23 protein-coding genes are annotated in these 26639 nt (G+C 55.5%); 14 read left to right on the top strand and 9 right to left on the bottom strand.

Going from position 1 to position 26639, the window contains the following annotated elements:
• Positions 1-14: 14 nt before the first annotated feature.
• Positions 15-2555 (bottom strand): bifunctional glycosyl transferase/transpeptidase, encoded by a 2541-nt coding sequence (gene mrcB / locus DK872_RS17565; protein ID WP_161518612.1) that lies wholly within the window; start codon positions 2553-2555, stop codon positions 15-17.
• Positions 2556-2665: 110 nt separating this feature from the next.
• Entirely contained in the window at positions 2666-5095 is a 2430-nt protein-coding gene (gene hrpB / locus DK872_RS17560; RefSeq protein ID WP_161518611.1) for an ATP-dependent helicase HrpB, read from the bottom strand.
• Positions 5096-5168: 73 nt separating this feature from the next.
• Between hrpB and thpR the strand changes: the two genes are divergently transcribed.
• The 9 genes from thpR to panD all read left to right on the top strand — a co-directional run bounded on the left by thpR (position 5169) and on the right by panD (position 12239).
• Positions 5169-5702, top strand: coding sequence for an RNA 2',3'-cyclic phosphodiesterase (gene thpR, locus DK872_RS17555; protein ID WP_007373201.1), 534 nt, complete (start codon positions 5169-5171; stop codon positions 5700-5702).
• Between the two features lie 12 nt (positions 5703-5714).
• Positions 5715-6419: a DNA/RNA nuclease SfsA gene (gene sfsA, locus DK872_RS17550; RefSeq protein ID WP_007373200.1), complete on the top strand. Its 705-nt coding sequence runs from the start codon at positions 5715-5717 to the stop codon at positions 6417-6419.
• Between the two features lie 174 nt (positions 6420-6593).
• Positions 6594-7049 carry an RNA polymerase-binding protein DksA gene (dksA, locus tag DK872_RS17545; protein WP_007373199.1) on the top strand — a complete coding sequence of 152 codons (456 nt, stop codon included), beginning with the start codon at positions 6594-6596 and terminating at the stop codon, positions 7047-7049.
• A 91-nt stretch (positions 7050-7140) separates the two neighbouring features.
• Positions 7141-8007, top strand: a complete 867-nt coding sequence (gene gluQRS, locus DK872_RS17540; protein WP_007373198.1) for a tRNA glutamyl-Q(34) synthetase GluQRS — start codon at positions 7141-7143, stop codon at positions 8005-8007.
• A gap of 84 nt (positions 8008-8091) precedes the next feature.
• On the top strand, positions 8092-9489 hold the full coding sequence (pcnB, locus tag DK872_RS17535) for a polynucleotide adenylyltransferase PcnB (RefSeq protein ID WP_204368018.1): 1398 nt from the start codon (positions 8092-8094) through the stop codon (positions 9487-9489).
• Positions 9486-9965 carry a 2-amino-4-hydroxy-6-hydroxymethyldihydropteridine diphosphokinase gene (folK, locus tag DK872_RS17530; protein WP_161518609.1) on the top strand — a complete coding sequence of 160 codons (480 nt, stop codon included), beginning with the start codon at positions 9486-9488 and terminating at the stop codon, positions 9963-9965. Before pcnB ends, folK begins: the two co-directional genes overlap by 4 nt.
• Before the next feature lie 99 nt (positions 9966-10064).
• On the top strand, positions 10065-10856 hold the full coding sequence (panB, locus tag DK872_RS17525) for a 3-methyl-2-oxobutanoate hydroxymethyltransferase (protein WP_071920222.1): 792 nt from the start codon (positions 10065-10067) through the stop codon (positions 10854-10856).
• 11 nt (positions 10857-10867) lie between these two features.
• Positions 10868-11731 (top strand): pantoate--beta-alanine ligase, encoded by an 864-nt coding sequence (gene panC, locus DK872_RS17520; RefSeq protein ID WP_007373194.1) that lies wholly within the window; start codon positions 10868-10870, stop codon positions 11729-11731.
• A 127-nt stretch (positions 11732-11858) separates the two neighbouring features.
• The gene (gene panD / locus DK872_RS17515; RefSeq protein WP_007373193.1) at positions 11859-12239 is read left to right on the top strand and encodes an aspartate 1-decarboxylase; all 381 of its coding nucleotides are present in this window, start codon (positions 11859-11861) and stop codon (positions 12237-12239) included.
• Positions 12240-12244: 5 nt separating this feature from the next.
• Here panD and DK872_RS17510 read toward each other — a convergent pair whose 3' ends face one another.
• The 3 genes from DK872_RS17510 to DK872_RS17500 all read right to left on the bottom strand — a co-directional run bounded on the left by DK872_RS17510 (position 12245) and on the right by DK872_RS17500 (position 15313).
• Positions 12245-13489, bottom strand: coding sequence for a polysaccharide deacetylase family protein (locus tag DK872_RS17510; protein WP_161518607.1), 1245 nt, complete (start codon positions 13487-13489; stop codon positions 12245-12247).
• Positions 13490-13619: 130 nt separating this feature from the next.
• On the bottom strand, positions 13620-14390 hold the full coding sequence (locus tag DK872_RS17505) for an ABC transporter permease (RefSeq protein WP_007373191.1): 771 nt from the start codon (positions 14388-14390) through the stop codon (positions 13620-13622).
• Entirely contained in the window at positions 14387-15313 is a 927-nt protein-coding gene (locus DK872_RS17500) for an ABC transporter ATP-binding protein (RefSeq protein WP_007373190.1), read from the bottom strand. The genes DK872_RS17505 and DK872_RS17500 overlap by 4 nt, the downstream gene beginning before the upstream one ends.
• Positions 15314-15415: 102 nt before the next feature.
• Here DK872_RS17500 and can point away from each other — a divergent pair, with 102 nt between their 5' ends.
• A complete protein-coding gene (can, locus tag DK872_RS17495; RefSeq protein WP_007373189.1) occupies positions 15416-16078 on the top strand; it encodes a carbonate dehydratase in 663 nt (220 codons plus the stop codon).
• Between the two features lie 28 nt (positions 16079-16106).
• On the opposite strand, the gene hpt is transcribed toward can, so the two are convergent.
• On the bottom strand, positions 16107-16643 hold the full coding sequence (gene hpt / locus DK872_RS17490; RefSeq protein WP_051643997.1) for a hypoxanthine phosphoribosyltransferase: 537 nt from the start codon (positions 16641-16643) through the stop codon (positions 16107-16109).
• A gap of 204 nt (positions 16644-16847) precedes the next feature.
• On the opposite strand from hpt, the gene DK872_RS17485 reads away from it, so the two are divergent.
• Positions 16848-19238 (top strand): glucose/quinate/shikimate family membrane-bound PQQ-dependent dehydrogenase, encoded by a 2391-nt coding sequence (locus DK872_RS17485; protein WP_161518602.1) that lies wholly within the window; start codon positions 16848-16850, stop codon positions 19236-19238.
• Positions 19239-19330: 92 nt separating this feature from the next.
• Here the strand turns inward: DK872_RS17485 and cueO are convergent, their stop codons facing one another.
• Complete coding sequence (gene cueO, locus DK872_RS17480; RefSeq protein ID WP_161518600.1) at positions 19331-20917, bottom strand: multicopper oxidase CueO; 1587 nt, start codon at positions 20915-20917, stop codon at positions 19331-19333.
• Positions 20918-21061: 144 nt separating this feature from the next.
• Between cueO and DK872_RS17475 the strand changes: the two genes are divergently transcribed.
• The 3 genes from DK872_RS17475 to speD all read left to right on the top strand — a co-directional run bounded on the left by DK872_RS17475 (position 21062) and on the right by speD (position 23178).
• Positions 21062-21409 (top strand): YacC family pilotin-like protein, encoded by a 348-nt coding sequence (locus DK872_RS17475; RefSeq protein ID WP_161518597.1) that lies wholly within the window; start codon positions 21062-21064, stop codon positions 21407-21409.
• A 94-nt stretch (positions 21410-21503) separates the two neighbouring features.
• Positions 21504-22364 (top strand): polyamine aminopropyltransferase, encoded by an 861-nt coding sequence (gene speE / locus DK872_RS17470; RefSeq protein WP_072440151.1) that lies wholly within the window; start codon positions 21504-21506, stop codon positions 22362-22364.
• A gap of 19 nt (positions 22365-22383) precedes the next feature.
• Entirely contained in the window at positions 22384-23178 is a 795-nt protein-coding gene (gene speD, locus DK872_RS17465; protein ID WP_007373183.1) for an adenosylmethionine decarboxylase, read from the top strand.
• A 28-nt stretch (positions 23179-23206) separates the two neighbouring features.
• Here the strand turns inward: speD and yacL are convergent, their stop codons facing one another.
• Together yacL and acnB are read right to left on the bottom strand one after the other, a co-directional pair.
• A complete protein-coding gene (gene yacL / locus DK872_RS17460) occupies positions 23207-23569 on the bottom strand; it encodes a protein YacL (protein ID WP_043954975.1) in 363 nt (120 codons plus the stop codon).
• Positions 23570-23886: 317 nt separating this feature from the next.
• On the bottom strand, positions 23887-26484 hold the full coding sequence (acnB, locus tag DK872_RS17455; protein WP_144135729.1) for a bifunctional aconitate hydratase 2/2-methylisocitrate dehydratase: 2598 nt from the start codon (positions 26482-26484) through the stop codon (positions 23887-23889).
• Positions 26485-26639 lie beyond the last annotated feature (155 nt).

The following is a 26639-nucleotide window of genomic DNA, read 5'->3' as shown; positions in this document are numbered from 1 at the left end:
CGGGGTTTTCAGGGTTAATTACTGCCAAACATCTCTTTGATCCAACCTGCGACGCCATCGCTTTTCTGCTCTTGCTGTGGCTGTTGCTGAGGTTGCTGTTGTTGCGGCTGCTGCTGCTGCGGCTGCGGCTGCGTTGACTGATCAAACGGGTTGCCGGTTTGCGGCTGCACCTGATTCTGCTGGCACAGCGTTTCCGGGCTGGTTGTCCAGACCGGCAGTGAACGCGAACCGCCACCGCCGCAGACAAAGTTGCCCATGTCGTCGACGCCCATTGTGGTGATGTCTTCCGGCGGCGTCAGATCCAGCGGGATCGGCGACTGGTTTTCCAGATAACGCTGATAAATCGCCATCGCGCCGCTTGCACCATACAGCTTCGTCGGCTGGTTATTATCGCGCCCCACCCAGGTGATGGTCACTTCACGCCCGTCGATACCGGCAAACCAGGTATCGACGTTATTATTAGTAGTACCGGTTTTCCCGGCCAGATGCAGACCCGGATATTTCGCGCCCAACTGACGGCCCGTACCGCGCTGAACCACCTGTTGCATGGTCCACAGCGTCATGTACGCCGCCTGCGCCGGCACCGCACGTTCGGCCTGCGGGAAGCTCTGATACAGCACCGTACCGTCTTCAGCAATCACTGAACGCAGTGCGGAAAGCTGCGCGCGGTTACCGCCGCTGGCGATAGTCTGGAACGCCTGCGCCACTTCAATCGGCGTCAGGTTCAGCGCACCGAGCAGCATTGACGGCATGCCGGTGAGCTGATCTTTTGGCGCGCCCAGTTTCAGCCAGGTATCCGTTACCGCAGGCAGACCAACCGCCATCCCGAGATTAACCGTCGGCACGTTCATCGAACGTGTCAGCGCATCCACCAGCATAACCTGACCGCTGAAACGGCGATCATCGTTCTGTGGCGCCCAGACCTGGCCGTTCGACAACCGCAAAGAGATCGGCGCATCGGCAATCCAGGTATTGAGACGATACACATTTGGCTGGCTCAGCGCCGTCAGATAGGTCGCCGGTTTCGCCAGCGAACCAATGGAACGGCGCGCCTGCATGGCGCGGTTATAGCCCGCGAACTGCGGCGTCGCGCCGCCAACCATGGCCCGAACCTCGCCGGTATAGCGGTCTACTACCACCATCGCCGTTTCAAGATCGCTCAGTTTGCGCTGCTTGATCAGCGCCGGAATACCTTCCACGGCAGCTTTTTCTGCCGCGTCCTGCGCGACAGAATCAAAGGTCGTGAAAATCTTCACGCCGGAGAGATCTTTCACTTTATCGCCGAGTTTCGCCTGCAACTCCTGACGCACCATCTGCATAAACGCCGGCTGCGGTGAAATCACCCCACCGCGCGGCTGTACGCCCAGCGGACGGGCACTCAGCATGTCATACAGTTCCTGATCGATGACGTTTTGCTGTTGCAACAGACGTAACACCAGGTTACGGCGCTCCAGTGCCAGTTTCGGGTTGCGCCACGGGTTATAAACCGACGCCCCTTTCACCATTCCCACCAGCAACGCCTGCTGATCGAGGCTCAGCTCCTCCACCGGACGGCCAAAATAGTAGAGGCTCGCCAGCGGGAAACCGCGGATCTCGTTGTCGCCGCTCTGACCGAGGTAAACCTCGTTCATATACAGTTCAAGAATACGATCCTTGCTGTAACGGGCATCCATAATCAGCGCCATATAGGCTTCGTTGGCTTTACGCCAGTACGACCGTTCGCTGCTCAGGAACAGGTTCTTCACCAACTGCTGCGTCAGCGTACTTGCCCCCTGCACCGTGCGTCCGGCGGTCAGGTTTGCCAGCACCGCACGGCCAATGGAGTAGAAGCTGATACCGTCATGTTCATAGAAATGACGGTCTTCGGTTGCCAGCAGCGTATCAACCAGCAGATCCGGGAAACCGTTACGCGGCACGAACAGACGCTGCTCGCCGTTCGGCGAAGAGAGCATAGTGATGAGACGCGGATCGAGACGGAAGAAACCGAACTGGCGATTGCTGTCCATGTTCTCAATGGTTTCCAGACGATCGCCATCAAAGGTTAGACGCGCGCGCACCTGCCCCTCTTTGCTGTCCGGGAAATCAAATGGACGGCGGATCATCTCAATGCTTTTCGCCTGCACGGTAAACTCGCCGGGACGCGTCATCTTCGTCACCTGGCGGTACTGCGTGGCTTCCAGCAGTTTTACCATTTCGTTTTTGCTGATCGCCATATCCGGCTCAAGGTTGACCATGCGGCCATAAACCGCAGCCGGCAACTGCCAGACTTTGCCATCGATACGGGCGCGGATTTTTTGATCCAGATAAACGCCATAAATGGCGCACAGCACGGCTAAAACGATGAAAATTTTCAATAGCAGCCAGAACCAACCGCGTTTGCCGCGTGGCTTCCCGCCTTTGCCTTTACCTTTTTTCGGCATCGGTTCTTCATCCTCATCATCATCGTCGTAATCGTCGTACTCCTCTTCCCGGAGTCGGCGACGACTGATTTTTTCTTTCACCGGATGCACAGGTTTCCCCTTACGTCCAATTGGCTCGCGGTCATTCCCCGCCATGCTTTACTCTCCGCAACATTCAGGCGCAAGGGCCTGATTCTCAGTTCTTTTGCCAACGGGCAGAAGAAGAAATCTCTCAATTTTTAGCGCACCGCGCTGCTCAGCCGGGTTTACGAATACTTCTTCGTACGCCGGGTCGGCGCGGTATTCGCCGGATCGTCCGGCCAGACATGTTTCGGATAGCGCCCTTTCATCTCTTTTTGCACTTCACGATAAGCGCCGTTCCAGAATGCGCTTAAATCCCGCGTAATTTGCAGCGGCCGCTGCGCCGGGGAAAGCAGCTCCAGCACCAGCGCGACGCGCCCTTGAGCAATCGTCGGCGTGGCCGCTTCACCAAACATCTCCTGCATGCGAACCGCCAGCGCCGGTGGGTTATCTTCATGATAACGGATGGCAATCCGGCTTCCCGTCGGCACAGTGTAATGCCCCGGCAGTTCACTATCCAGCCGTTGACGTAATGACCACGGCAGGGTGTTTTGTAATGCCTGCGTAACATCCAGCGCTTTTAAATCGCGCAGCGATCGGATACCGCCCATTTGTGGCAGTAACCATTGCTCCAGATTCTCCAGTAAAGAGGCCTCATCCACGGCGGGCCAGCCCTCTTCCGGCAGCCATTTCGCCGCGCAGTGTAAACGTAAACGGTACTGCACAGCCTCCGGTGTCCAGTTCAAAACTTGCAAGCCTTTATCGCGGATGCCGTTAAGCATCGCCTGATGCAGCTCCTCTTCTGAGGGTTTAGCCAGCGGCTGCACTTTCACCGTTAACTGGCCGATCCGGCTACGGCGAAAGGCTTTTAATGTGCCTTGCGCCTCGTCCCATTCGACGGTATCCGATTGCTGCAACAGTTGTGGGCAGCGAGCGATCAGCGCCTCAATATCGAGCGGCAAGGCCAGTAAAATGCGCGCATCCGGTGACTGGCTTCCCTGCAATAACAACGGCGCAAGCAGCCACTCATGGCGATTTAGCGCATCGTCGGCATCCAGCGTCGCCCCCATACCGTTCGCCAGTTGATAACGCCCTTCCTGCCCGCGCCTGCGCGCAATACGATCGGCAAACGCACCGGCAAGCAACGGCGCCACCGCGCTGATATCCACTTCTCCCCCGCTGCTTTTTAGCCTACGAGCAAGCTGGCGCGCACGCTGCTGCCAGTTTGGCTGCGTGCGTGAAAAGGCCGCGTTTAAATCACTGTTTCCACCACGAGGTGGTTCTTCAAGGATGGCGGCCAGCGTCGCCGCCGTCGCGATCTCGTCATCCCCTTCAGCCGCCGCCAGCATTGCGGCCAGACGCGGATCATTACCCAGCGCGGCCATCCGCTGACCAAACGCTGTTAAACGACCCTCTTCCAGCGCCCGCAGTTGCGTAAGCAGCGTGCGCGCCGCCGCCAGATTAGTCGCCGGAGGCAGATCCAGCCAGCAAAGTTGCGCAGAATCCTGGCATCCCCAGAGTAATAATTCCATCAACAGACCGGATAAATCGCTGTGCAGAATTTCCGGGCTACTTTGCGCCGCTGCACGTTCAGCCTGCTCTTTACTTAATAAATGTACGCAAATCCCCGCTTCCAGACGCCCGGCGCGACCGGCACGCTGCGTCATCGACGCCACGCTGATGCGCTGTGTCATCAGCCGGGTTAAACCGCTGCGGGGATCAAAACGCGCCACGCGCTCCTGCGCGCTATCCACCACCAGGCGAATACCTTCGATGGTCAGACTGGTTTCGGCAATATTGGTGGCGAGCACCACTTTGCGCTGCCCGGCGGGCGTAGGCAAAATCGCCTTGCGTTGCTCGCTGAGCGGCAATGCGCCATAGAGAGGGCAAAGCAGCACATCGCTGCCGACGCGGGCGGCCAGTTGCTCCTGCACGCGCTGGATCTCACCCACGCCTGGTAAAAACAGTAATAAGGAACCACGTTCCTCGCGCAGTAATCCGCTAACGACCTGCGCCACGGCTTCATCAAAGCGCTGATGCGCTGCCAGCGCCTGATAACGTTGCTCGACCGGGTATGCCCGCCCGGCAGAAACAATGGCAGGAGCCTGCGGCAAAAGGGTTTGCAGACGTTCGTTATCCAGCGTAGCGGACATCACCAACAATTTAAGATCGTCGCGCAGCCCCTGCTGGAGATCCAGCAGCAGCGCCAGCGCCAGATCCGCCTGCAAGCTACGTTCATGGAATTCATCGAGGATCACCAGCCCAATGCCGTTCAGCTCCGGATCCTGCTGGATGAGGCGCGTTAAAATTCCTTCAGTGACCACTTCGAGGCGCGTGTTCGGCCCTACGCAGGTCTCTGCACGCATGCGGTAACCCACGGTCTCGCCAGGTTTCTCATTCAGCAGTTCCGCCAGACGCTGCGCCACATTGCGCGCCGCCAGGCGACGCGGCTCCAGCAGCAAAATCCGCCCGTTGATCTCACCCTGTTGCAGCAGTTGTAACGGCAGCCAGGTGGATTTGCCGGCACCGGTCGGCGCGCTCAACAACACCTGAGAAGAGGAACGTAACGCAGCAAGGATATCGGGCAGAACAGCAGCAACCGGCAGTGAGGACACAAAAGCTCCAGAGGATTCACATAAGAAGGCCAGCTAGTATACCATCGCCATAATTCATTACCGAGAACACGCCATGCCCGAATCAAAAAGGCTGTTTTTCGCCCTCGAATTGCCTGCCGACATCCAGACGCAGGTCATTCACTGGCGCGCGCAGCACTTTCCTCCCGAAGCCGGACGCCCGGTGGCAGCAGCAAACCTGCATCTGACGCTGGCATTCCTCGGCGAGATCAGCGCGGAAAAGCAGCGTGCACTGGAAGGGCTGGCCGGGCGCATTCGCCAGCCGGGTTTTACACTTCATCTGGATGACGCTGGCCAGTGGCTGCGCTCCAGAGTGATATGGCTCGGCTCGCGCCAGCCGCCGCGCGGGTTGCTGCAACTGGCCGATATGCTGCGAGCGCAGGCTTCGCGCAGCGGGTGTTATCAAAGCCCCCAACCGTTTCATCCGCATATTACGCTGCTGCGTGACGCCAACCGCGCAGTGACGCTCCCGCCGCCGGGGTTTCGCTGGTCTTTCCCGGTCAACGAATTTGCCCTGTATGAATCGCAGTTTATCCAGGGACGCACGCGTTACACGCCGCTGAACCGCTGGACGCTTAAAACAGAATAATAAGGATTTCCTATGGAATTTATTCCGCCGCTTAAATCCGCCACGCTGATCCAGCGCTATAAACGTTTCCTGGCGGATGTGATTACCCCGGAAGGAGAAACCCTGACATTGCACTGTCCTAATACCGGAGCGATGACAGGTTGCGCGACGCCAGGCGATACGGTGTGGTATTCCACTTCGACAAATCTGAAGCGCAAATATGCACACACCTGGGAATTAACTCAAACCCAGCAGGGCGCATTTATTTGCGTCAACACTCAACAGGCCAATGCATTAACAAAAGAAGCCATTCTCGCCGATCGCCTGCCGGAACTGACGGGATATAGCTCGCTGAAAAGCGAAGTAAAATATGGTGCGGAGCGTAGCAGAATTGACTTTCTGTTACAGGCAGAGGATCGTCGCAACTGCTATATTGAAGTAAAATCGGTCACGCTCGCCGAGCAGCAGTCAGGCTACTTTCCGGATGCCGTCACCCTGCGAGGACAAAAGCATCTGCGGGAGTTAATGAGCGTCGCGGCCAGCGGCGATCGCGCGGTAATTCTGTTTGCCGTCCTGCACTCTGCCGTTGAACATTTTTCTCCTGCACGCCATATTGACGAGGAATACGCACGATTATTGAGTGACGCACAACGTCAGGGGGTAGAAGTAATCGCTTATAAAGCGGAACTTTCTGCCGATAATATCACTCTTAGGTTGCCGCTACCTTTTACGGTATAAAGGGCAAGCAGTTGACAGGTCAGTGATTTGTTCGCGTGCGCAAATACGCTTTTCCTCACAGCGTTGTCAAGTGTTACGTTTAGATATTTGCCATCTGTAAAAGCATCTGTTATTTATAGCGGCCTGATTTTTCCCCCACACGGGGATCGATAGTGCGTGTTAAGGAGAAGCAACATGCAAGAAGGGCAAAACCGTAAAACATCGTCCCTGAGTATTCTCGCCATCGCTGGGGTGGAGCCGTATCAAGAGAAACCGGGCGAAGAGTATATGAACGAAGCCCAGCTGGCGCACTTCAAGCGAATTCTTGAAGCATGGCGTAATCAACTCAGGGATGAAGTCGATCGCACCGTTACGCATATGCAGGACGAAGCTGCTAACTTCCCGGATCCGGTTGACCGTGCCGCCCAGGAAGAAGAGTTCAGCCTCGAACTGCGTAACCGCGATCGCGAGCGCAAGCTGATTAAAAAGATCGAGAAGACGTTGAAAAAAGTAGAAGACGAAGATTTCGGCTTCTGTGAATCCTGCGGCGTGGAAATTGGTATCCGTCGTCTGGAAGCGCGTCCAACCGCCGATCTGTGCATCGACTGTAAAACGCTGGCGGAAATCCGCGAAAAACAGATGGCGGGTTAATCCCCCGTTATCACTGATGACGCATCACTTAGGCGTGGTGCGCCTTATACGGCGGGAGTGATTCCCGCCCTATATTTCTTTGCCTGTCGATATGCCTGAATCTCACTATATTGGGCGCTTTGCGCCATCTCCTTCCGGTGAACTGCACTTTGGCTCATTGATTGCTGCGCTTGGCAGCTACCTGCAGGCCCGCGCCAATCAGGGCGCCTGGCTCGTCCGTATCGAAGATATTGATCCCCCTCGTGAGGTTCCCGGTGCAGCAGCGACGATTTTGCGTCAGCTGGAACACTATGGTCTGCACTGGGACGGTGAAGTGCTGTGGCAATCGCAACGACATGATGCCTACCGTGAAGTACTCGCTACTTTGCAACGTGACGGTTTAAGTTACTTCTGTACCTGCACCCGCGCGCGTATCCAGAGTATCGGCGGCATCTACGACGGCTACTGCCGCACCCGACACAACGGCCCGGAAAATGCCGCGCTACGTCTGTTGCAACATCATCCGGTACTGCATTTTGACGATCGGCTACGCGGTCGCATTGTGACCGATGAAAAACTGGCGCGGGAAGATTTTATTATTCATCGTCGTGATGGGTTGTTCGCTTATAACCTGGCCGTCGTGGTCGACGATCATTTTCAGGGCGTGACGGAGATCGTTCGCGGCGCGGATCTGATTGAACCGACAGTGCGGCAAATCTCGCTCTATCAGCAGCTTGGCTGGCCTGTGCCTGGGTATATTCATCTACCTCTGGCACTTAACGAGCAAGGGAATAAGCTCTCCAAGCAAAACCATGCTCCTGCCTTGCCTGGCGGCGATCCCCGCCCCATAATAATCAGGGCTTTACAATTTCTGAACCAGGATGTAACAAATGAGTGGCAGGATCTCAGCATCGAAGTGTTGCTGAACCAGGCGGTCGAAAATTGGTCACTTTCCCGCGTGTCTGAGGGGCAGATGTGAATACATCATTCTCAAATGCGTCGCGCTGAGCTATGATTAGCCGCTATTTTTTTGTCCTGACGTTTGACACTACCGAGGTGTACTATTTTTACCCGAGTCGCTAATTTTTGCCGCAAGGTGCTAAGCCGCGAAGAGAGCATCGCCGTCGAGGCGTTGGCTCAACCGCAGATGACGGTTATTCCGCGTGAGCAGCACGCTATTTCCCGCAAAGATATCAGTGAAAATGCGCTCAAGGTGCTCTATCGTCTGAATAAAGCGGGCTACGACGCTTACCTGGTAGGCGGCGGCGTGCGCGACTTATTGCTGGGCAAAAAACCAAAAGATTTTGACGTCACCACCAGCGCCACGCCGGATCAGGTACGCAAACTGTTCCGCAACTGCCGGCTGGTCGGCCGCCGTTTCCGCCTCGCACATGTCATGTTCGGCCCGGAAATTATTGAAGTTGCCACCTTCCGCGGCCACCACGACGAACAGCAAACCGATCGTTCTATTTCCCAGCGCGGCCAGAACGGCATGCTGCTGCGTGACAATATCTTCGGTTCTATCGAAGAAGATGCCCAGCGTCGCGACTTCACCATCAATAGCCTTTATTACAGCGTTGCCGATTTTACCGTGCGTGATTACGTCGGGGGCATGCGCGATCTGGAAGAGGGCGTGATTCGCCTGATTGGCAACCCGGAAACCCGCTACCGTGAAGATCCGGTGCGCATGCTGCGCGCGGTGCGCTTCGCCGCCAAGCTGGGGATGCGCATCAGTGAAGAGACAGCCGAGCCTATCCCGCGTCTGGCCACATTAATTAACGACGTTCCGCCCGCGCGTCTGTTTGAGGAATCCCTCAAGCTGCTGCAGGCTGGCTATGGTTACGACACCTGCCGCTTGCTGCGCGAATATGGCCTGTTCCAGCCCCTGTTCCCGACCATCACCCGCTACTTCACCGAAAAAGGTGACAGCCCGATGGAGCGCATTATTGAGCAGGTGCTGAAGAATACCGACAACCGTATCCACAATGATATGCGCGTCAACCCGGCGTTCCTGTTTGCCGCTATGTTCTGGTATCCACTGCTGGAGGATGCCCAGCGCATTGCGCAGGAAGGCGGTCTTGCCTATTACGATGCGTTCGCGCTGGCGATGAATGACGTGCTGGATGAAGCCTGTCGTTCGCTGGCCATTCCAAAACGCATTACGACGCTTATCCGTGATATCTGGCAGCTACAGCTGCGGATGTCCCGCCGCCAGGGTAAACGCGCCTGGAAGCTGATGGAGCATCCGAAATTCCGCGCCGCTTACGATCTGCTGGTGCTGCGCGCCGAAGCGGAAAACAACGGCGAGCTGCAACGTCTGGCGAAATGGTGGGGTGAATTCCAGGTTTCTGCGCCGCCCACACAAAAAGATATGCTGGATGATTTAGGCGAAGAGCCAGCCGAACGCCGCCGTCATCGCCGCCCGCGCAAACGTACGCCGCGCCGTGAGGGCAGTGCGTGACTCTCGCTTACATCGCGCTGGGCAGCAATCTCGCATCGCCGCTTGATCAGGTCAACGCGGCGATCGCCGCCCTCGGCGAAATCCCACAAAGCCGCATTGTGGCGGTCTCTTCGCTCTATCGCACTCCCCCGCTCGGGCCGCCGGATCAGCCGGATTATCTCAACGCTGCCGTGGCGCTGGAAACAACGCTTGCGCCTGAAGCGCTGCTCGATCACACCCAACGGATTGAGTTACAGCAGGGCCGCGTACGTAAAGCGGAGCGCTGGGGGCCACGCACACTCGATCTCGATATCATGCTGTTCGGTTCCTTAACGCTGAATACGCAACGCCTGACGGTTCCGCATTACGATATGAAAAACCGTGGTTTTATGCTGTGGCCGCTGTTTGAAATCGCCCCCGATCTGCACTTCCCGGATGGCGCTTCGCTGCGCGCCACGCTGGAACAGATCAACGCGCCAAAACCCGACGCCTGGTAATTCCCTCTGCCGCCTCTTTGCGACGGCCTAAAATCATTGCCCGCCTGAATGTTACTGATAGAATGCGCCAGAACACGCTTTGAACTATCAGGAAACACTATGAAACCTACCACCATCTCCTGGCTGCATAAGTGTAAACAGGATAAGAAACGCTTCGCGACAATCACCGCTTACGACTACAGCTTCGCCAAACTGTTTGCCGAAGAAGGGATTAACGTGATGCTGGTTGGCGACTCGTTAGGGATGACGGTACAAGGTCATGATTCCACCCTGCCCGTTACCGTGGCAGATATCGCTTATCACACACAGGCGGTGCGCCGCGGTGCTCCATCATGCCTGCTGCTCGCCGATCTGCCGTTTATGGCGTATGCCACACCGGAACAGGCCTTTGAGAATTCCGCCATCGTGATGCGCGCGGGCGCCAATATGGTGAAAATCGAAGGTGGCCGCTGGCTGGCGCCGACGGTAAAAATGCTCACCGAACGCGCGGTGCCAGTGTGCGGTCATCTCGGCCTGACACCGCAATCGGTCAATATTTTCGGCGGTTACAAAGTTCAGGGGCGCGGCGATGCGGCTCAGGGGCTGCTTGACGATGCGCTGGCACTGGAAGCCGCCGGAGCGCAACTGCTGGTGCTGGAGTGCGTGCCGGTGGAACTGGCGCAGCGTATTACCGCCGCATTAACCATCCCGGTGATCGGAATTGGCGCAGGCAATGTTACCGACGGCCAGATTCTGGTTATGCATGACGCGTTTGGCATCACTGGCGGCCATATTCCTAAATTTGCTAAAAATTTCCTCAATGATGCAGGCGACATGCGCGCAGCGGTCAGGCAATATGTTGCCGAAGTCGAGTCCGGCGTCTATCCGGGCGAAGAACACAGTTTCCATTAAGGAGTCCTGTTGTGTTGATTATTGAAACCCTCCCGCTGCTGCGTCAGCATATTCGCCGACTGCATCAGGAAGGGAAACGCATTGCGCTGGTCCCGACCATGGGTAACCTGCACGATGGCCATATGAAGCTGGTAGATGAAGCGAAAGCCCGCGCCGACGCGGTAGTGGTGAGCATTTTTGTTAACCCGATGCAATTCGACCGTCCGGACGACCTGGCGCGCTACCCGCGTACTTTGCAGGATGATTGCGAGAAGCTGAACAAGCGCAAGGTGGATTTTGTTTTCGCGCCTGCGCCTGCCGATATCTATCCGCAGGGCACCGAAGGTCAAACCTATGTTGACGTTCCGGGCCTCTCCACCATGCTGGAGGGCGCCAGCCGTCCGGGGCATTTCCGCGGCGTTTCCACCATCGTCAGCAAGTTGTTTAATCTGGTACAGCCGGATATCGCCTGCTTCGGCGAGAAGGATTATCAGCAGTTGCAGCTGATCCGCAAAATGGTTGCTGATATGGGCTATGACATCGAGATCGTCGGCGTGCCGACGGTACGCGCGAAAGATGGTCTGGCACTGAGTTCACGCAACGGTTACCTCACCGCTGACGAGCGTAAAATCGCCCCGGCGTTGAGCAAAGTGATGAATGCCACTGCAGAAAAATTGCAGGCAGGCGCGAGCGACGAAGAAGAGCTGATCGCCATTGCAGCCCAGGAAATCAACGATGCTGGTCTGCGCGCTGACGATATTCAGATCCGCGATGCCGACACGCTGGAGGCGCTCTCGAGCAAAAGCCAGCGCGCGGTGATTTTAATGGCGGCCTGGCTCGGACAGGCGCGCCTTATCGACAATAAAGTGGTTGAACTTGCCCGTCAGGCAGGGTAAAAATTTCGCCAAGACTCCGCTCCCGCTAAGACTTTTCACGGTCTGCGGGAGTGAAATGAGCATGCGGGGAAATGCAGGATGCCGCCCCTCATTTTTAGCTGACTTATCCGTAATGAAGGTTTAACTCATGATTCGCACAATGCTGCAAGGCAAGCTCCACCGCGTCAAAGTGACACAGGCCGACCTGCACTATGAAGGTTCCTGCGCAATTGACCAGGATTTCCTTGAGGCGGCTGGTATTCTCGAATATGAAGCCATCGATATCTATAACGTGACCAACGGCAAACGCTTCTCAACCTACGCGATTGCCGGGGAACGCGGTTCCAGAATTATTTCGGTTAACGGCGCAGCGGCGCACTGCGCAGACGTGGGCGATATCCTGATTATCGCCAGCTACGTTACCGTACCGGATGAGGTTGCCCGTAGCTGGCAGCCGAAAATGGCCTATTTTGACGGCGACAACGAAATGAAACGCACCGCGAAAGCCGTGCCGGTTCAGGTTGCCTGATTCCCCTACCCCTGCGGCTGGTTACTGATCAGCCGCGCCATCGTTTCCAGCGAATCCGTTCTTAGCACGTACAAACGCTTCAGCAAGAACGGATTATCACCCGGCTTCACTTTCCCGCGTACGGTCGTGACCGCCATATGAAAACCGGCGTCATTGGCCGCTTTTATCGCCGTGTCGTTATAACCGCCAAACGGGTATGAAAGATAGAGCACGTGCGGGTTGAACTGTGCCAGCGCCCGGCGGGAGCGTTTAAAATCAAACAGGATGTTGTGGTAGCTGCGGCTGAGCAATATCGGGTGCATGGCGTCATCGACACGGTGCAGGAAGTGCGTATGCGACTGCACGTCAAACACGTCGCGCATGCTGTTCAGTTCCGACACGCTCATAAACTGTAACGACTTCGGATCCCATTTCTGCGGCTTCAATTTAATGCGCGAGGAGATAATAAACGCCGTCGCTTTAAAACCGTATTCGCGCAGGATCGGGTAAGCGTAACGGTTGACCGATTTCAGGCCATCATCAAAGGTGATCACCACCGAACGTGCGGGCAGATTCATTCGGTTACGCACATAGCCTTCCAGTTGATACATCGACAGCGTGGTATATCCCTGATCGCGTAGCCAGGTCATCTGGTTAGTAAAAGCGCGCACCGACGTGGTGGTGGAGGTATGACGGAAACGGGTATTTTCCTCGTCGCGCAGAATATGGTGATAAGTCAGCACCGGAATACCGCTGTCTTCCTGCGCATCCAGGCTGCTTACCCAGGCCAGCCGGTTGCCGATGCGGATCTGGAACCAGGTCTGGTTCAGGCGGTCTTTCAGCTTATCGATAATGGGATAACGCAGGTTCTCCGCCAGCGTACCAAACTGTTCGCTGCGGTTATCCGGCGCCGTATACAGCGGCGTATCCTGCCACGTCACCAGATTCTGGTTACTCAGCGGCTTATTCAGATCGCCAAGGCTGTCCTCAACCCGCAGCTTGCCTTCCACCGCACTCAGGTGGCCTTTATCGATAAAACCGCTGCCAAAGCCGAAGCGAAACGCATAATAATCCTCTGCGCCCGGTACCACCGCCAGAATTTGCCCGGCGCGAATATTGCCGACCGTCACCACTCTGTCGCCGACCTGCGCCCAGATATCGGCATCTTCGGTAGTTTGCATATAGCGCGCAGGAATGCGCTGTTCACTGACAATGCTGGCAGAAGCGCTACAGGTAACCAGTAGCAGCAGAAGGGTAATCAAACGCGACATGAGACGAACCGGGTTGAGAGACTGTCATTAGTGTAACAAAACTGCACATATTCAAAGGCCGGAGTAAGTACAAAAAATAGCCCGTTCAGATAAGCTGGCTCTCATGTGCGGGAGAGCCAGCCCGAAGAGATTAACTGCGCAGCCCGCGGCCGCGATTGATCAAGTACCAGCAAACCAAATAGAAAGCGATGATAAACACCACCAGCACGGCAACAGTGGTGAACAGCGGAACGTCGGTAATGCCGAGGAAACCAAAACGGAAGCCGCTGATCATATAGACTATCGGGTTCAGGTGCGACAGCGCCTGCCAGAACGGCGGCAGCAGCGTCAGGGAGTAAAATACCCCGCCCAGATAGGTCAACGGCGTCAGCACAAAGGTCGGGATCAGGCTGATATCGTCAAAGGTTTTGGCAAACACCGCATTCAGCAAACCAGCCAGCGAAAACAGCACGGCGGTCAGCAGCAACGTTAAACCGACAAACAACCATGAATGCACCTGAAACGGCACGAAAAACAGCGAAACGGCAGTAACCAGAATACCGACGCACAGCCCGCGCGCCACGCCGCCGCCAACATAGCCAGCAATAATCACATGCGTCGGAACCGGCGCGACCAGCAGCTCTTCAATATTGCGCTGAAACTTAGCGCTGAAGAATGACGATGCGACGTTGGCGTAAGCGTTGGTGATCACTGCCATCATGATCAGCCCCGGCACGATAAACTGCATGTAGGTGAAACCGTGCATTTCACCAATCCGCGAACCGATCAAATTACCGAAAATAATAAAGTAGAGCGTCATGGTGATCACTGGCGGCACCAGCGTTTGCACCCAAATTCGCATGAAACGCTGGATCTCTTTGTACCAGATACTCTTCAGCGCCACCCAATAGAGCTGCATCATGCGCTTTCTCCTTTTCTGTCATGAACCAGCGTGACAAACAGCTCTTCGAGACGGTTGGCTTTGTTACGCATACTCAACACCTGTACACCCTGCGCGCTGAGCTGGCTGAAGACGCTGTTCACTCCCTGCTCGCGCAGGACTTCAACTTCCAGCGTGGAGGTGTCTACCAGCCGGTACTGATACCCCTCCAGCTTCGGCAGCGGGCATTTCGGCGCCAAATCGAGAATAAAAGTTTCCGATTTCAGTTTGGAAAGCAGCGCTTTCATCGAAGTGTTTTCGATCAAATCGCCGCGCTGAATGATGCCGATATTGCGGCACAGCATCTCCGCCTCTTCCAGATAGTGAGTGGTGAGGATAATGGTGGTGCCTTTATCGTTCAGATCTTTCAGGAAGCCCCACATGGAACGACGCAGTTCAATATCCACGCCTGCGGTCGGCTCATCGAGGATCAGCAGTTTCGGTTCATGCATCAGCGCACGGGCGATCATCAGGCGACGCTTCATACCACCGGAGAGCATCCGCGCGCGTTCGTTGCGTTTTTCCCACAGATCGAGCTGGTTCAGGTATTTTTCGCTGCGCACCAGCGCTTCTTTGCGATCCACACCGTAGTAGCCCGCCTGGTTCACCACGATCTGCTGGACGGTTTCAAACGGGTTAAAGTTAAACTCCTGCGGGACCAGCCCCAGCTGGCGTTTGGCGTTGACCACATCTTTTTCCAGGTCATAGCCAAAGACGCTGACGCGCCCGGACGTTTTATTGACCAGCGAACTGATGATGCCGATAGTGGTGGATTTCCCTGCGCCATTCGGTCCAAGGAGCGCGTAGAAATCACCGGCTTCTACTTTCAGGTCAATACCGCGCAGCGCCTGGACGCCGCCCGGATAGGTTTTTTTAAGCTGCTCAAGCTCCAGTGCAATGGTCATGAAATATCGCTTACCTTTTTTACACTCGATGTGTAGTTTTAAAAGAGGAAGAGTTCACCTATATTAGCGCAACGCACTTACCGTTACAGGTCATCCACTTCCATGAAGGACATAGATACACTCATCAGCAATAACGCACTATGGTCAAAAATGCTGGTGGAAGAAGATCCCGGTTTTTTTGCCACGCTGGCACAAGCACAAAAACCGCGTTTCCTCTGGATTGGATGCTCCGATTCCCGCGTACCGGCCGAGCGCCTTACCGGCCTCGAACCCGGCGAGCTGTTTGTTCACCGTAATGTCGCCAATCTGGTGATTCATACCGATCTGAACTGCCTCTCCGTTGTGCAGTACGCGGTGGATGTGCTGGAAGTCGAACACATCATCATCTGCGGTCACTACGGCTGCGGCGGCGTGCAGGCGGCGGTTGAAAATCCTGAACTTGGGCTTATCGACAACTGGCTGCTGCACATCCGCGATATCTGGTTTAAACATAGCTCGCTGCTCGGCGAGATACCGGCAGAGCGCCGCTTCGATACCCTGTGCGAGTTGAACGTCATGGAACAGGTTTACAACCTGGGCCATTCAACAATCATGCGATCCGCCTGGAAACGCGGCCAAAAAGTGACGATTCACGGCTGGGCCTACGGCATTCACGACGGTCTGCTGCGCAATCTGGAAGTGAGCGCTACCAACCGCGAATCGCTGGAGCAGCGTTATCGCCAGGGTGTCTCCAACCTCAGTAAGAAGCACAACAACCACAAATAATCACTCGGGGCCAGCGGCCCCGATTTTTTTATTCGTCCAGCAGAACCACTTTGCCGACATACGGCAGATGACGGTAGCGCTGAGCGTAGTCAATCCCGTAGCCCACCACAAACTCGTCAGGAATAGCAAAGCCGACAAACTCCACCGGCACATCCACTTCGCGGCGGGAAGGTTTATCCAGCAGCGTACAGATCGCCAGCGATTTCGGTTCGCGCAGGCTAAGAATTTCACGCACTTTCGACAGTGTGTTGCCGGAATCAATAATATCTTCGACGATCAACACATCTTTGCCGCGAATATCTTCATCAAGATCTTTCAGGATTTTCACGTCACGCGTGGTGGACATACCGCTGCCATAGCTGGAGGCGGTCATAAAATCGACTTCGTGAGAAACCTGCACTTCACGGCATAAATCCGCCATGAACATAAATGATCCGCGCAGCAGGCCCACCAGCACCATTTCGCTGCCGCTGTCTTTGTAACGCTCAGTGATTTGACGGCCCAGTTCAGCGATACGCGCTTTGATCTCCGCTTCCGGGATCATCACTTCCACAGTGTGTTTCATTTTACTAACCATTTGATTTAAAGAGTAAATTACTCAAGTTCAGGAGATTTCCCGAAGAATTGAGAATTAAGACGCAAAGTATACCAGCAAATTGATTTCCATTGGCTATCGAACAAGAAAGCTCATTTTGTGATGACGGTCACATTTGTTAATGACTATAATTAATTGCTATCAAAAAATTAACAACTTAGATGAGTGTCTTTTATGGCGGAAACAAAAACTCAACAGCCACGGCTCCTGATTACGCTGACAACGCTGTTTGCAGCGCTTTGCGGGCTGTATCTGTTAATCGGTGGAGCCTGGCTTGTCGCCATTGGTGGCTCCTGGTACTACCCGATCGCCGGTCTGGTGATGCTGGGTGTCACCTGGCTATTGTGGAAAGGGAAGCGCGCTGCGCTGTGGCTGTATGCCGCACTGCTGCTTGCTACCATGATCTGGGGCGTGTGGGAAGTCGGTTTCGATTTCTGGGCGCTGACGCCGCGAAGCGATATCCTCGTCTTCTTTGGCATCTGGCTGATTCTCCCCTTCGTCTGGCGGCGACTGGTTATACCATCCGGCGGGGCCGTCGCAGCGCTGGTAGTTGCCCTGCTGATTAGCGGCGGGATCCTCACCTGGGCGGGCTTTAACGATCCGCAAGAAGTAAATGGCACCCTGAGTGCTGATTCAACGCCAGCCGCACCTATTTCGCAGGTAGCGGATGGCGACTGGCCGGCCTATGGCCGCAACCAGGAAGGCCAACGTTACTCGCCGCTGAAGCAGATCAACGCCGACAACGTGAAGAACCTGAAGGAAGCCTGGGTGTTCCGCACTGGCGATCTGAAGCTGCCGACCGATCCGGGCGAACTGACCAATGAAGTGACGCCAATTAAAGTCGGCGACACGCTGTATCTGTGTACTGCGCACCAGCGTCTGTTTGCCGTTGATGCCGCAACCGGTAAAGAGAAGTGGCATTTCGATCCGCAACTGAATGCCAATCAATCATTCCAGCATGTCACATGCCGCGGCGTTTCTTACCATGAAGCGCGCGCCGACAATGCCAGCCCGGACGTGGTTGCCGATTGTCCACGCCGTATTATCCTGCCGGTGAACGATGGCCGTCTGTTTGCCATCAACGCTGACAACGGTAAGCCGTGTGAAACCTTTGCCAACAAAGGTATCCTGAATCTGCAAACCAACATGCCGGACACCACGCCTGGCCTGTATGAGCCGACTTCGCCGCCGATCATCACGGATAAAACCATCGTGATTGCCGGTTCGGTGACTGATAACTTCTCTACCCGTGAAACCTCCGGCGTTATCCGTGGTTTCGATGTCAACACCGGCAAACTGCTGTGGGCCTTCGATCCGGGTGCGAAAGATCCGAACGCGATTCCGTCGGACGAACATACCTTCACCTTTAACTCGCCGAACTCCTGGGCACCTGCGGCCTATGACGCGAAACTGGATTTAGTCTATCTGCCAATGGGCGTTACCACGCCGGATATCTGGGGCGGTAATCGCACGCCGGAGCAGGAACGCTATGCCAGTTCAATCGTGGCACTGAATGCCACCACCGGGAAACTGGTGTGGAGCTACCAGACGGTTCACCACGATCTGTGGGATATGGATATGCCGTCGCAGCCAACGCTGGCAGATATTACCGTTAACGGCAAAAACGTTCCGGTCATCTACGCGCCGGCGAAAACCGGTAACATCTTCGTGCTGGATCGCACCAACGGCAAGTTGGTTGTTCCGGCGCCGGAAAAACCGGTACCGCAAGGCGCAGCGAAAGGTGATTACGTCAGCAAAACCCAGCCTTTCTCTGACCTGAGTTTCCGTCCGAAGCAAAACCTGAGCGGCGCGGACATGTGGGGCGCCACCATGTTCGACCAACTGGTGTGCCGCGTGATGTTCCAGAAACTACGCTATGAAGGCATCTTCACTCCGCCGTCTGAGCAGGGCACGCTGGTCTTCCCGGGTAACCTGGGTATGTTCGAATGGGGCGGCATCTCTGTCGATCCCGCTCGTCAGGTAGCCATTGCTAACCCGATGGCGCTGCCGTTTGTGTCGAAGCTGATCCCGCGCGGTCCTGGTAACCCGATGGAACCGCCGAAAGATGCAAAAGGTACCGGTACAGAATCAGGTATTCAGCCGCAGTATGGTGTGCCGTTTGGCGTGACGCTGAACCCGTTCCTGTCACCGTTTGGCCTGCCGTGTAAACAACCGGCGTGGGGCTACATTTCCGCACTGGATCTGAAAACCAACCAGGTGGTATGGAAAAAACGTATTGGTACGCCGCAGGACAGCATGCCGTTCCCGATGCCGGTTCCTGTACCGTTCAATATGGGTATGCCGATGCTGGGCGGCCCGATCTCCACTGCCGGTAACGTGCTGTTTATCGCCGCAACTGCAGATAACTACCTGCGCGCATACAATATGAGCAACGGTGAGAAACTGTGGCAAGGTCGGTTACCGGCAGGTGGCCAGGCAACACCGATGACCTATGAAGTGAATGGCAAACAGTATGTTGTCATTTCCGCAGGCGGTCATGGCTCGTTCGGCACGAAGATGGGCGACTATATCGTGGCCTATGCGCTGCCGGATGACGCAAAGTAAATAAAAATGCCGGATGAGATTACGCATCCGGCATGCTGATAATAAAAGCCCGGTAAGCCTCACGCTTCCGGGCTTTTAACGTTATGCGTTTTTTACACCGTAAACCCTAACATCATGCCGGTATCTTCATGCTCCAGCAGATGGCAGTGCGCCATATAAGCGTGCTCTTTCGGCGCATCATGCTGAAAACGGACTAACACTTCACTGCGCGCGCCATAGACATTAACCGTGTCTTTCCAGCCTGCACGATGTGCGGCCGGTGGCTTGCCGTTCTCCGATAAAATACGGAACTGAGTGCCGTGAATATGGAAAGGATGCAACATCATGTCGCCCTCACCGGAAATCACCCAGCGCTCATACTCACCTTTTTTTGCCGCGAAAGCGGGCGTGTTCATATCGAAAGCTTTACCGTTGATGCGGTTGGCATTGTGGAAATCAAACCCCTGCGCGCCATGATTCATCTGCCCATGGTCCATATTCATCATCTTGCTGTGATCCATGTTCATCATCTGACCATGTCCCATCTGCCCGTTCCCCATCATCATCCCGGCCATCGCACCATCGCCATACTTCTTCTGCAACGCCTGCATGCCCATCATGTCGAGCATCGGATCCATCGATAACTGCAACGTCCGCTGCGTTAAGCCTGTCAGCACTGGTAAACCCGGCACTGAGGCCAGCGAATCCGGCAACGTACCAGAAGCGGCGATCTGTAGCGGTTGAATATGTAATACCGGCTGCGGTTTATCGAAAGGTGCGACCGTCATCCCTATCTGTTGCACAGGCAGCGTCACGATATCAAAGGGTTTACCATCGCGCGTATCCACCAGCACTTCAAAACGCTCGCCCATCAACATCGGCAGTTCGCTCACTTTCACCGGTTCACTTAATAAACCGCCATCGCTCGCCACCACATACAACGGGCGCTTATCGCTGGTTGAGAAGTTCAGCGAGCGCGCATTACACCCATTCAGCAAGCGCAGACGCAGCCAGCCGCGCGGAACGGCATGTTGCGGGTTGATAGCGCCATTGGTCAGCAGCGTATCGCCGAACCAACCGACCGCAGCGCTCATCACATCCAGCTGATAATCGATCTGCCCCTGCGCGGTAAACCTTTTGTCCTGCACGATGACCGGCACATCATCAATGCCCCACTGTGTCGGCAGCCGCAACTGGCGAATAGCGTCATCTTCTATCAGCACCAACCCCGCCAGTCCCATCGCAACCTGACGGCCGGTTTTGCCATGCTGATGCGGATGGAACCAGCAGGTCGCGGCCTGCTGCGTGGGTGTAAAGGTAACAGAACGGCGACCACCAGCTTTGATGACACCCTGCGGCCCGCCGTCAACGTCGCCAGACACTTCCACCCCGTGCCAGTGGACGGTCGTCTCTTCCGCCAGAGTGTTACGAATATCAATCGTCACCTGCTTTCCCTGACGCAGTTGCAACGCGGGTCCTAACAGTGCGCCGTTATACCCCCAGGTGGTGGCTTTGTTCGCGCCAAACAGCGTTTCTCCTGATTGCATCGTCAGCGCGATACGGCCTTGCGCATCGGCACTGAGCAGCGGGGGAATGGGCAGCGCCGGGCGTTCGGCGGCAAACAGCGAGCGGCTCCACAGCGGTAGCGCGCTTAGCACGCCCAGCGTGGCGGAATATTTCAAAAAATCTCGACGTTGCATGGCATTTCCTTATCTGTTGCAGACGATATTTTGAGCTTAAACCTTTCCCCTGCCGGAAGGTCAAGAAAAGAGGTAAATAATAAATATCGTCGCCTTATGCGGACTGTGCTAACGTTTAAATTCCGTTACGCCGTGGTAGAAATAATGAAGACGTTTTTCAGAACAGTACTCCTTGGCAGCCTGCTGGCTGTCTCCGTGAACAGTTATGCGCTAAGCGAATCCGAAGCCGAAGATATGGCCGATCTCACGGCGGTATTTGTCTTTCTGAAAAATGACTGCGGTTATAACAATTTACCCAACGGGCAGATCCGCCGTGCGCTGGTATTTTTCGCCCAGCAAAACCAGTGGGATCTCGGCAACTATGATGCATGGGACATGAAGTCGCTTGGCGAAGATAGCTACCGCGATTTGAGTGGCATTGGCATTCCCACCGCCAAAAAATGCAAAGCGCTGGCCCGCGACTCCTTAAGCCTGCTCGCCTACGTGAAGTAAGCTGTCGCCATGGTTAAACTCTGACCGTGCAACCACGGGCAGAGTTAGCTATTATGTTGCGCCCGTTTCGCGGGCGTTAACAAAGGAGCAACCAATGGCCGACAACACGATGTGGCAAGAGACGCTGCATGACCATTTTGGTCAGTACTTTGCCGTGGATAAGGTGCTTTATCACGAAAAGACCGATCACCAGGATCTGATCATTTTCGAGAACGCCGCCTTTGGCCGCGTAATGGCGCTGGATGGCGTGGTACAAACCACCGAACGCGACGAATTTATCTACCACGAAATGATGACCCATGTTCCGCTGCTGGCGCACGGCCACGCGAAACATGTGCTGATCATCGGCGGCGGCGACGGCGCAATGCTGCGTGAAGTAACCCGCCACAAAAACATCGAAACCATTACCATGGTAGAAATCGACGCGGGCGTCGTCTCTTTCTGTCGCCAGTACCTGCCGAAGCACAACGCAGGCGCGTACGACGATCCGCGGTTCCAGCTGGTGATCGATGACGGCGTTAACTTTGTTAATCAGACCGACAAGACGTTCGACGTGATCATTTCCGACTGTACCGATCCTATTGGTCCCGGCGAGAGCCTGTTCACTTCAGCGTTCTACGAAGGCTGCAAACGCTGCCTGAATGCTGGCGGGATCTTTGTCGCGCAAAACGGCGTCAGCTTCCTGCAACAGGATGAAGCCGTCGGCAGTCATCGTAAACTGAGCCACTATTTTAGCGACGTCAGCTTCTACCAGGCCGCAGTACCGACCTATTACGGCGGTATTATGACCTTCGCCTGGGCCACGGATAACGAGGTGTTGCGCCATCTTTCGACCGAGATCATCGCTGCCCGTTTCCACAATGCCGCACTCACCTGCCGTTACTACAATCCGGCGATTCATACCGCAGCATTCGCTCTGCCACAATATCTGCAAGACGCGTTGTCTGCACAGTGACTCTAAGGGGTGATAAAAATTGAAAAAGCTTAAACTACATGGCTTTAACAACCTGACCAAAAGCCTGAGTTTTTGTATCTACGACATCTGCTATGCCAAAACCGCAGAAGAGCGTGACGGCTATATTGCCTACATTGATGAACTCTATAACGCCAACCGTTTGACCGAGATCCTGACGGAAACCTGTAACATCATCGGTGCCAATATCCTGAATATTGCGCGTCAGGATTACGAACCGCAGGGTGCAAGCGTCACCATTCTGGTGAGCGAAGAACCTGTCGATCCTCACTTGATCGACAAAACAGAGCACCCTGGTCCGCTGCCGGAAGCGGTGGTGGCGCATCTGGATAAGAGCCACATCTGCGTGCATACCTACCCGGAAAGCCACCCGGAAGGCGGTTTGTGTACGTTCCGCGCCGACATCGAAGTGTCCACCTGCGGCGTGATTTCACCGCTGAAAGCGCTGAATTACCTGATCCACCAGCTTGAGTCCGATATTGTCACCGTCGATTATCGCGTTCGCGGCTTCACGCGTGACGTAAACGGCATGAAGCACTTTATCGATCACGAGATTAATTCGATTCAGAACTTTATGTCTGACGACATGAAATCGCTGTATGACATGGTGGACGTTAACGTTTATCAGGAAAACATCTTCCATACCAAAATGTTGCTGAAGGAGTTCGACCTGAAGCACTACATGTTCCATACCAGGCCGGAAGATCTGACGCCCGAAGAGCGCAAAGAGATCACCGAAGCGCTGTGGAAAGAGATGCGCGAGATCTACTACGGCCGAAATATCCCGGCCGTGTAACGCGCCAGGGGAGCAAGGAGGCTCCCGGTTAGCGTTGTTTCAGAAACTGACGGTAGGCAGCTACCACCTGCAAAAAGTCTTCCACGCCGCACAGCGAGAGGCTCTCTTCATCGTAGTAGCTCATTCCCTCTTCTATCTCATCGCCGGAAAACTCCAGTTGATTGGCACGAACCATCACTTCCTCGCCATCCAGCCACAGCGTATATTCATGCCCGGCGCGCTGCCAGGATCGCTCGCTGCCTTTCACCGTTTTTGCCGCCTGCTCAACTTCGTCCAGCAGGGCCAGGTTCTCTTTCACTTCTTCATTGAACCAGTGCCCGACTGCTTCATGCCCCATCGACATGCGCACCTTAACGGTTCCGGTGACATCGCGCAGAAATTCATAATCCATAGTTGCTTCCTCTTGCAGGCCTGATAACCGCCTATGCAGTAATTATCGCAGCACAATACAAGAAAAACAGCGCAGCGACCGGAAGCGTTGCAAAATATCCTTCTGCCTGCGCAGAAATCACCCGCCGGCTATCGACACCCGATGATCAAGCGGTTTGAGCCGGGCAAACATCGCCTACCGCGCCCGCTAAATGCGGCACGTAAGCAGCCTGTTTTTTATGGAAGTAGCAGGGTTTGAGAAGCATTTGCTGCGCTTAAACAAAACTTATTTGCGCAGTGAGGCAGGAAAAAAAGCCACCCCGAAGGGTGACTTGTCAGTCAGACGGCGGTCTGGAAAATCACGCCGTCAGCTTTTTCGGTGTACTGATTAAGCTGGTCGAAGTTCAGATAACGGTAGGTATCCACCGCCGTCTTATCAACCTGGGCAATATAGGTCTGGTACTCTTCCGGCGTCGGCAGTTTACCGATCAGCGCTGCAACCGCTGCCAGTTCTGCAGAGGCCAGGTAGACGTTTGCACCAGTACCTAAACGGTTCGGGAAGTTACGCGTCGAGGTCGAAACCACCGTTGCGCCATCGGCCACACGCGCCTGGTTACCCATGCACAGGGAACAGCCCGGGATCTCGATACGCGCGCCGCTCTTACCAAACACGCTGTAGTAGCCCTCTTCCGTCAGTTGCGCAGCGTCCATACGGGTTGGCGGCGCCACCCACAGGCGGGTCGGCAGCTGGCCTTTGTGCGCATCCAGCAGCTTACCGGCAGCGCGGAAGTGACCGATGTTGGTCATGCACGAACCGATGAACACTTCATCGATCTGCGCCCCCTGAACATCAGACAGCAGACGCGCATCATCCGGATCGTTCGGCGCACAAAGGATCGGCTCTTTGATTTCTGCCAGATCGATGTCGATCACCGCCGCATATTCTGCGTCAGCATCGGCTTCCAGCAGCTCAGGTTCCGCCAGCCATTTTTCCATGCCCTGGACACGACGCTCCAGCGTACGACGGTCGCCGTAGCCTTCTGCAATCATCCATTTCAGCAGCACGATGTTGGAGTTCAGGTACTCGATGATCGGCTCTTTGTTCAGCTTGATGGTACAACCTGCAGCAGAACGTTCAGCGGAAGCATCAGTAAGCTCAAACGCCTGCTCAACTTTCAGATCCGGCAGACCTTCGATTTCCAGAATGCGGCCGGAGAAGATGTTTTTCTTGCCTTTCTTCTCAACGGTCAGCAGACCCTGTTTGATGGCATACAGTGGGATAGCATGCACGAGGTCACGCAGCGTGATGCCCGGCTGCATTTTGCCTTTAAAGCGCACCAGCACTGATTCCGGCATATCCAGCGGCATGACGCCGGTCGCGGCGGCAAACGCCACCAGGCCGGAACCTGCCGGGAAAGAGATGCCGATCGGGAAACGGGTGTGGGAGTCACCGCCGGTACCGACCGTATCCGGCAGCAGCATGCGGTTCAGCCAGGAGTGGATGACGCCATCGCCAGGACGCAGGGAAACACCGCCACGGTTCATAATGAAGTCCGGCAGCGTATGGTGCGTGGTGACGTCAACCGGCTTCGGATAAGCAGCAGTATGGCAGAAGGACTGCATCACCAGATCGGAAGAGAAGCCCAGGCACGCCAGGTCTTTCAGTTCATCACGGGTCATCGGACCGGTGGTGTCCTGAGAGCCGACAGAGGTCATTTTCGGTTCGCAATAGGCACCCGGACGGACACCCGCAACGCCGCATGCGCGACCCACCATTTTCTGCGCCAGCGAGTAACCACGGTTACTTTCTGCCACATCTTTTGCCTGACGGAATACATCGCTGTGCGGCAGACCCAGCGCTTCACGCGCTTTCGTGGTCAGGCCGCGGCCGATAATCAGCGGAATACGGCCACCGGCGCGCACTTCGTCGATCAGCACATCGGTTTTCAGTTCAAAGCTGGCCAGCAGCTCGCCGGTTTCGTGGTTGCGCACTTCGCCTTTGAACGGGTAAACGTCAATCACGTCGCCCATGTTCAGGTTGCTGACATCCACTTCGATCGGCAGCGCACCGGCATCTTCCATGGTGTTAAAGAAGATGGGCGCGATTTTGCCGCCCAGCACCAGGCCGCCGCCGCGTTTGTTCGGCACGAACGGAATGTCGTCGCCCATAAACCACAGCACGGAGTTGGTGGCGGATTTACGTGAAGAACCGGTACCCACAACGTCGCCAACGTACGCCAGCGGGAAACCTTTCTGTTGCAGGGCTTCGATCTGTTTGATCGGGCCAACGGCACCCGGTTGATCCGGTTCAATGCCTTCGCGGGCGTTTTTCAGCATCGCCAGCGCGTGCAGCGGGATATCCGGACGCGACCAGGCATCCGGTGCCGGAGAGAGATCGTCGGTGTTGGTTTCGCCCGTCACTTTGAAGACGGTAACGGTAATTTTTTCCGCCAGCGCCGGACGGCTCAGGAACCACTCGGCATCGGCCCAGGATTGCATCACCTGCTTCGCATATGCGTTGCCCGCTTTGGCTTTCTCTTCCACATCGTAGAAGTTATCGAACATCAGCAGCGTATGGGACAGCGCTTTGGCAGCAATCGGCGCCAGTTTGTCGTTATCCAGCGCATCAATCAGTGGATGGATGTTGTAACCGCCCTGCATGGTACCCAGCAGTTCGATGGCTTTTTCAGGGGTAACCAGCGGAGAGGTGGCTTCGCCTTTGGCGACAGCGGCAAGGAAACCCGCTTTGACATAGGCGGCTTCATCAACGCCCGGCGGGACACGGTTGGTCAGCAGATCAATCAGGAATTCTTCTTCGCCAGCAGGCGGGCTTTTCAGCAGCTCGACAAGGCCTGCCATCTGGGTTGCATCTAATGGTTTTGGCGCAATCCCCTCAGCGGCACGTTCAGCTACGTGCTTACGGTATTCTTCTAGCACGACGGTTCTCCTCGCTCTCATTGTCATAATGCGGCAGGCGTTTCTCTTCACGCTCCTGTGAGACAGCAGTTTGTAGGGTAAATCCGCGAACCGCGTCGGGCAGCATAGCAGGATTTTCAGGGGGTGTTAATCTGTTTACAAAAAAGCAACATTAA

It is taken from the genome of Kosakonia sp. MH5 (genome assembly GCF_009935945.1).
In the GTDB taxonomy this organism is placed as follows: Bacteria; Pseudomonadota; Gammaproteobacteria; order Enterobacterales; family Enterobacteriaceae; genus Kosakonia; species Kosakonia radicincitans.
This window is presented reverse-complemented; position numbering and strand designations above follow the sequence as displayed.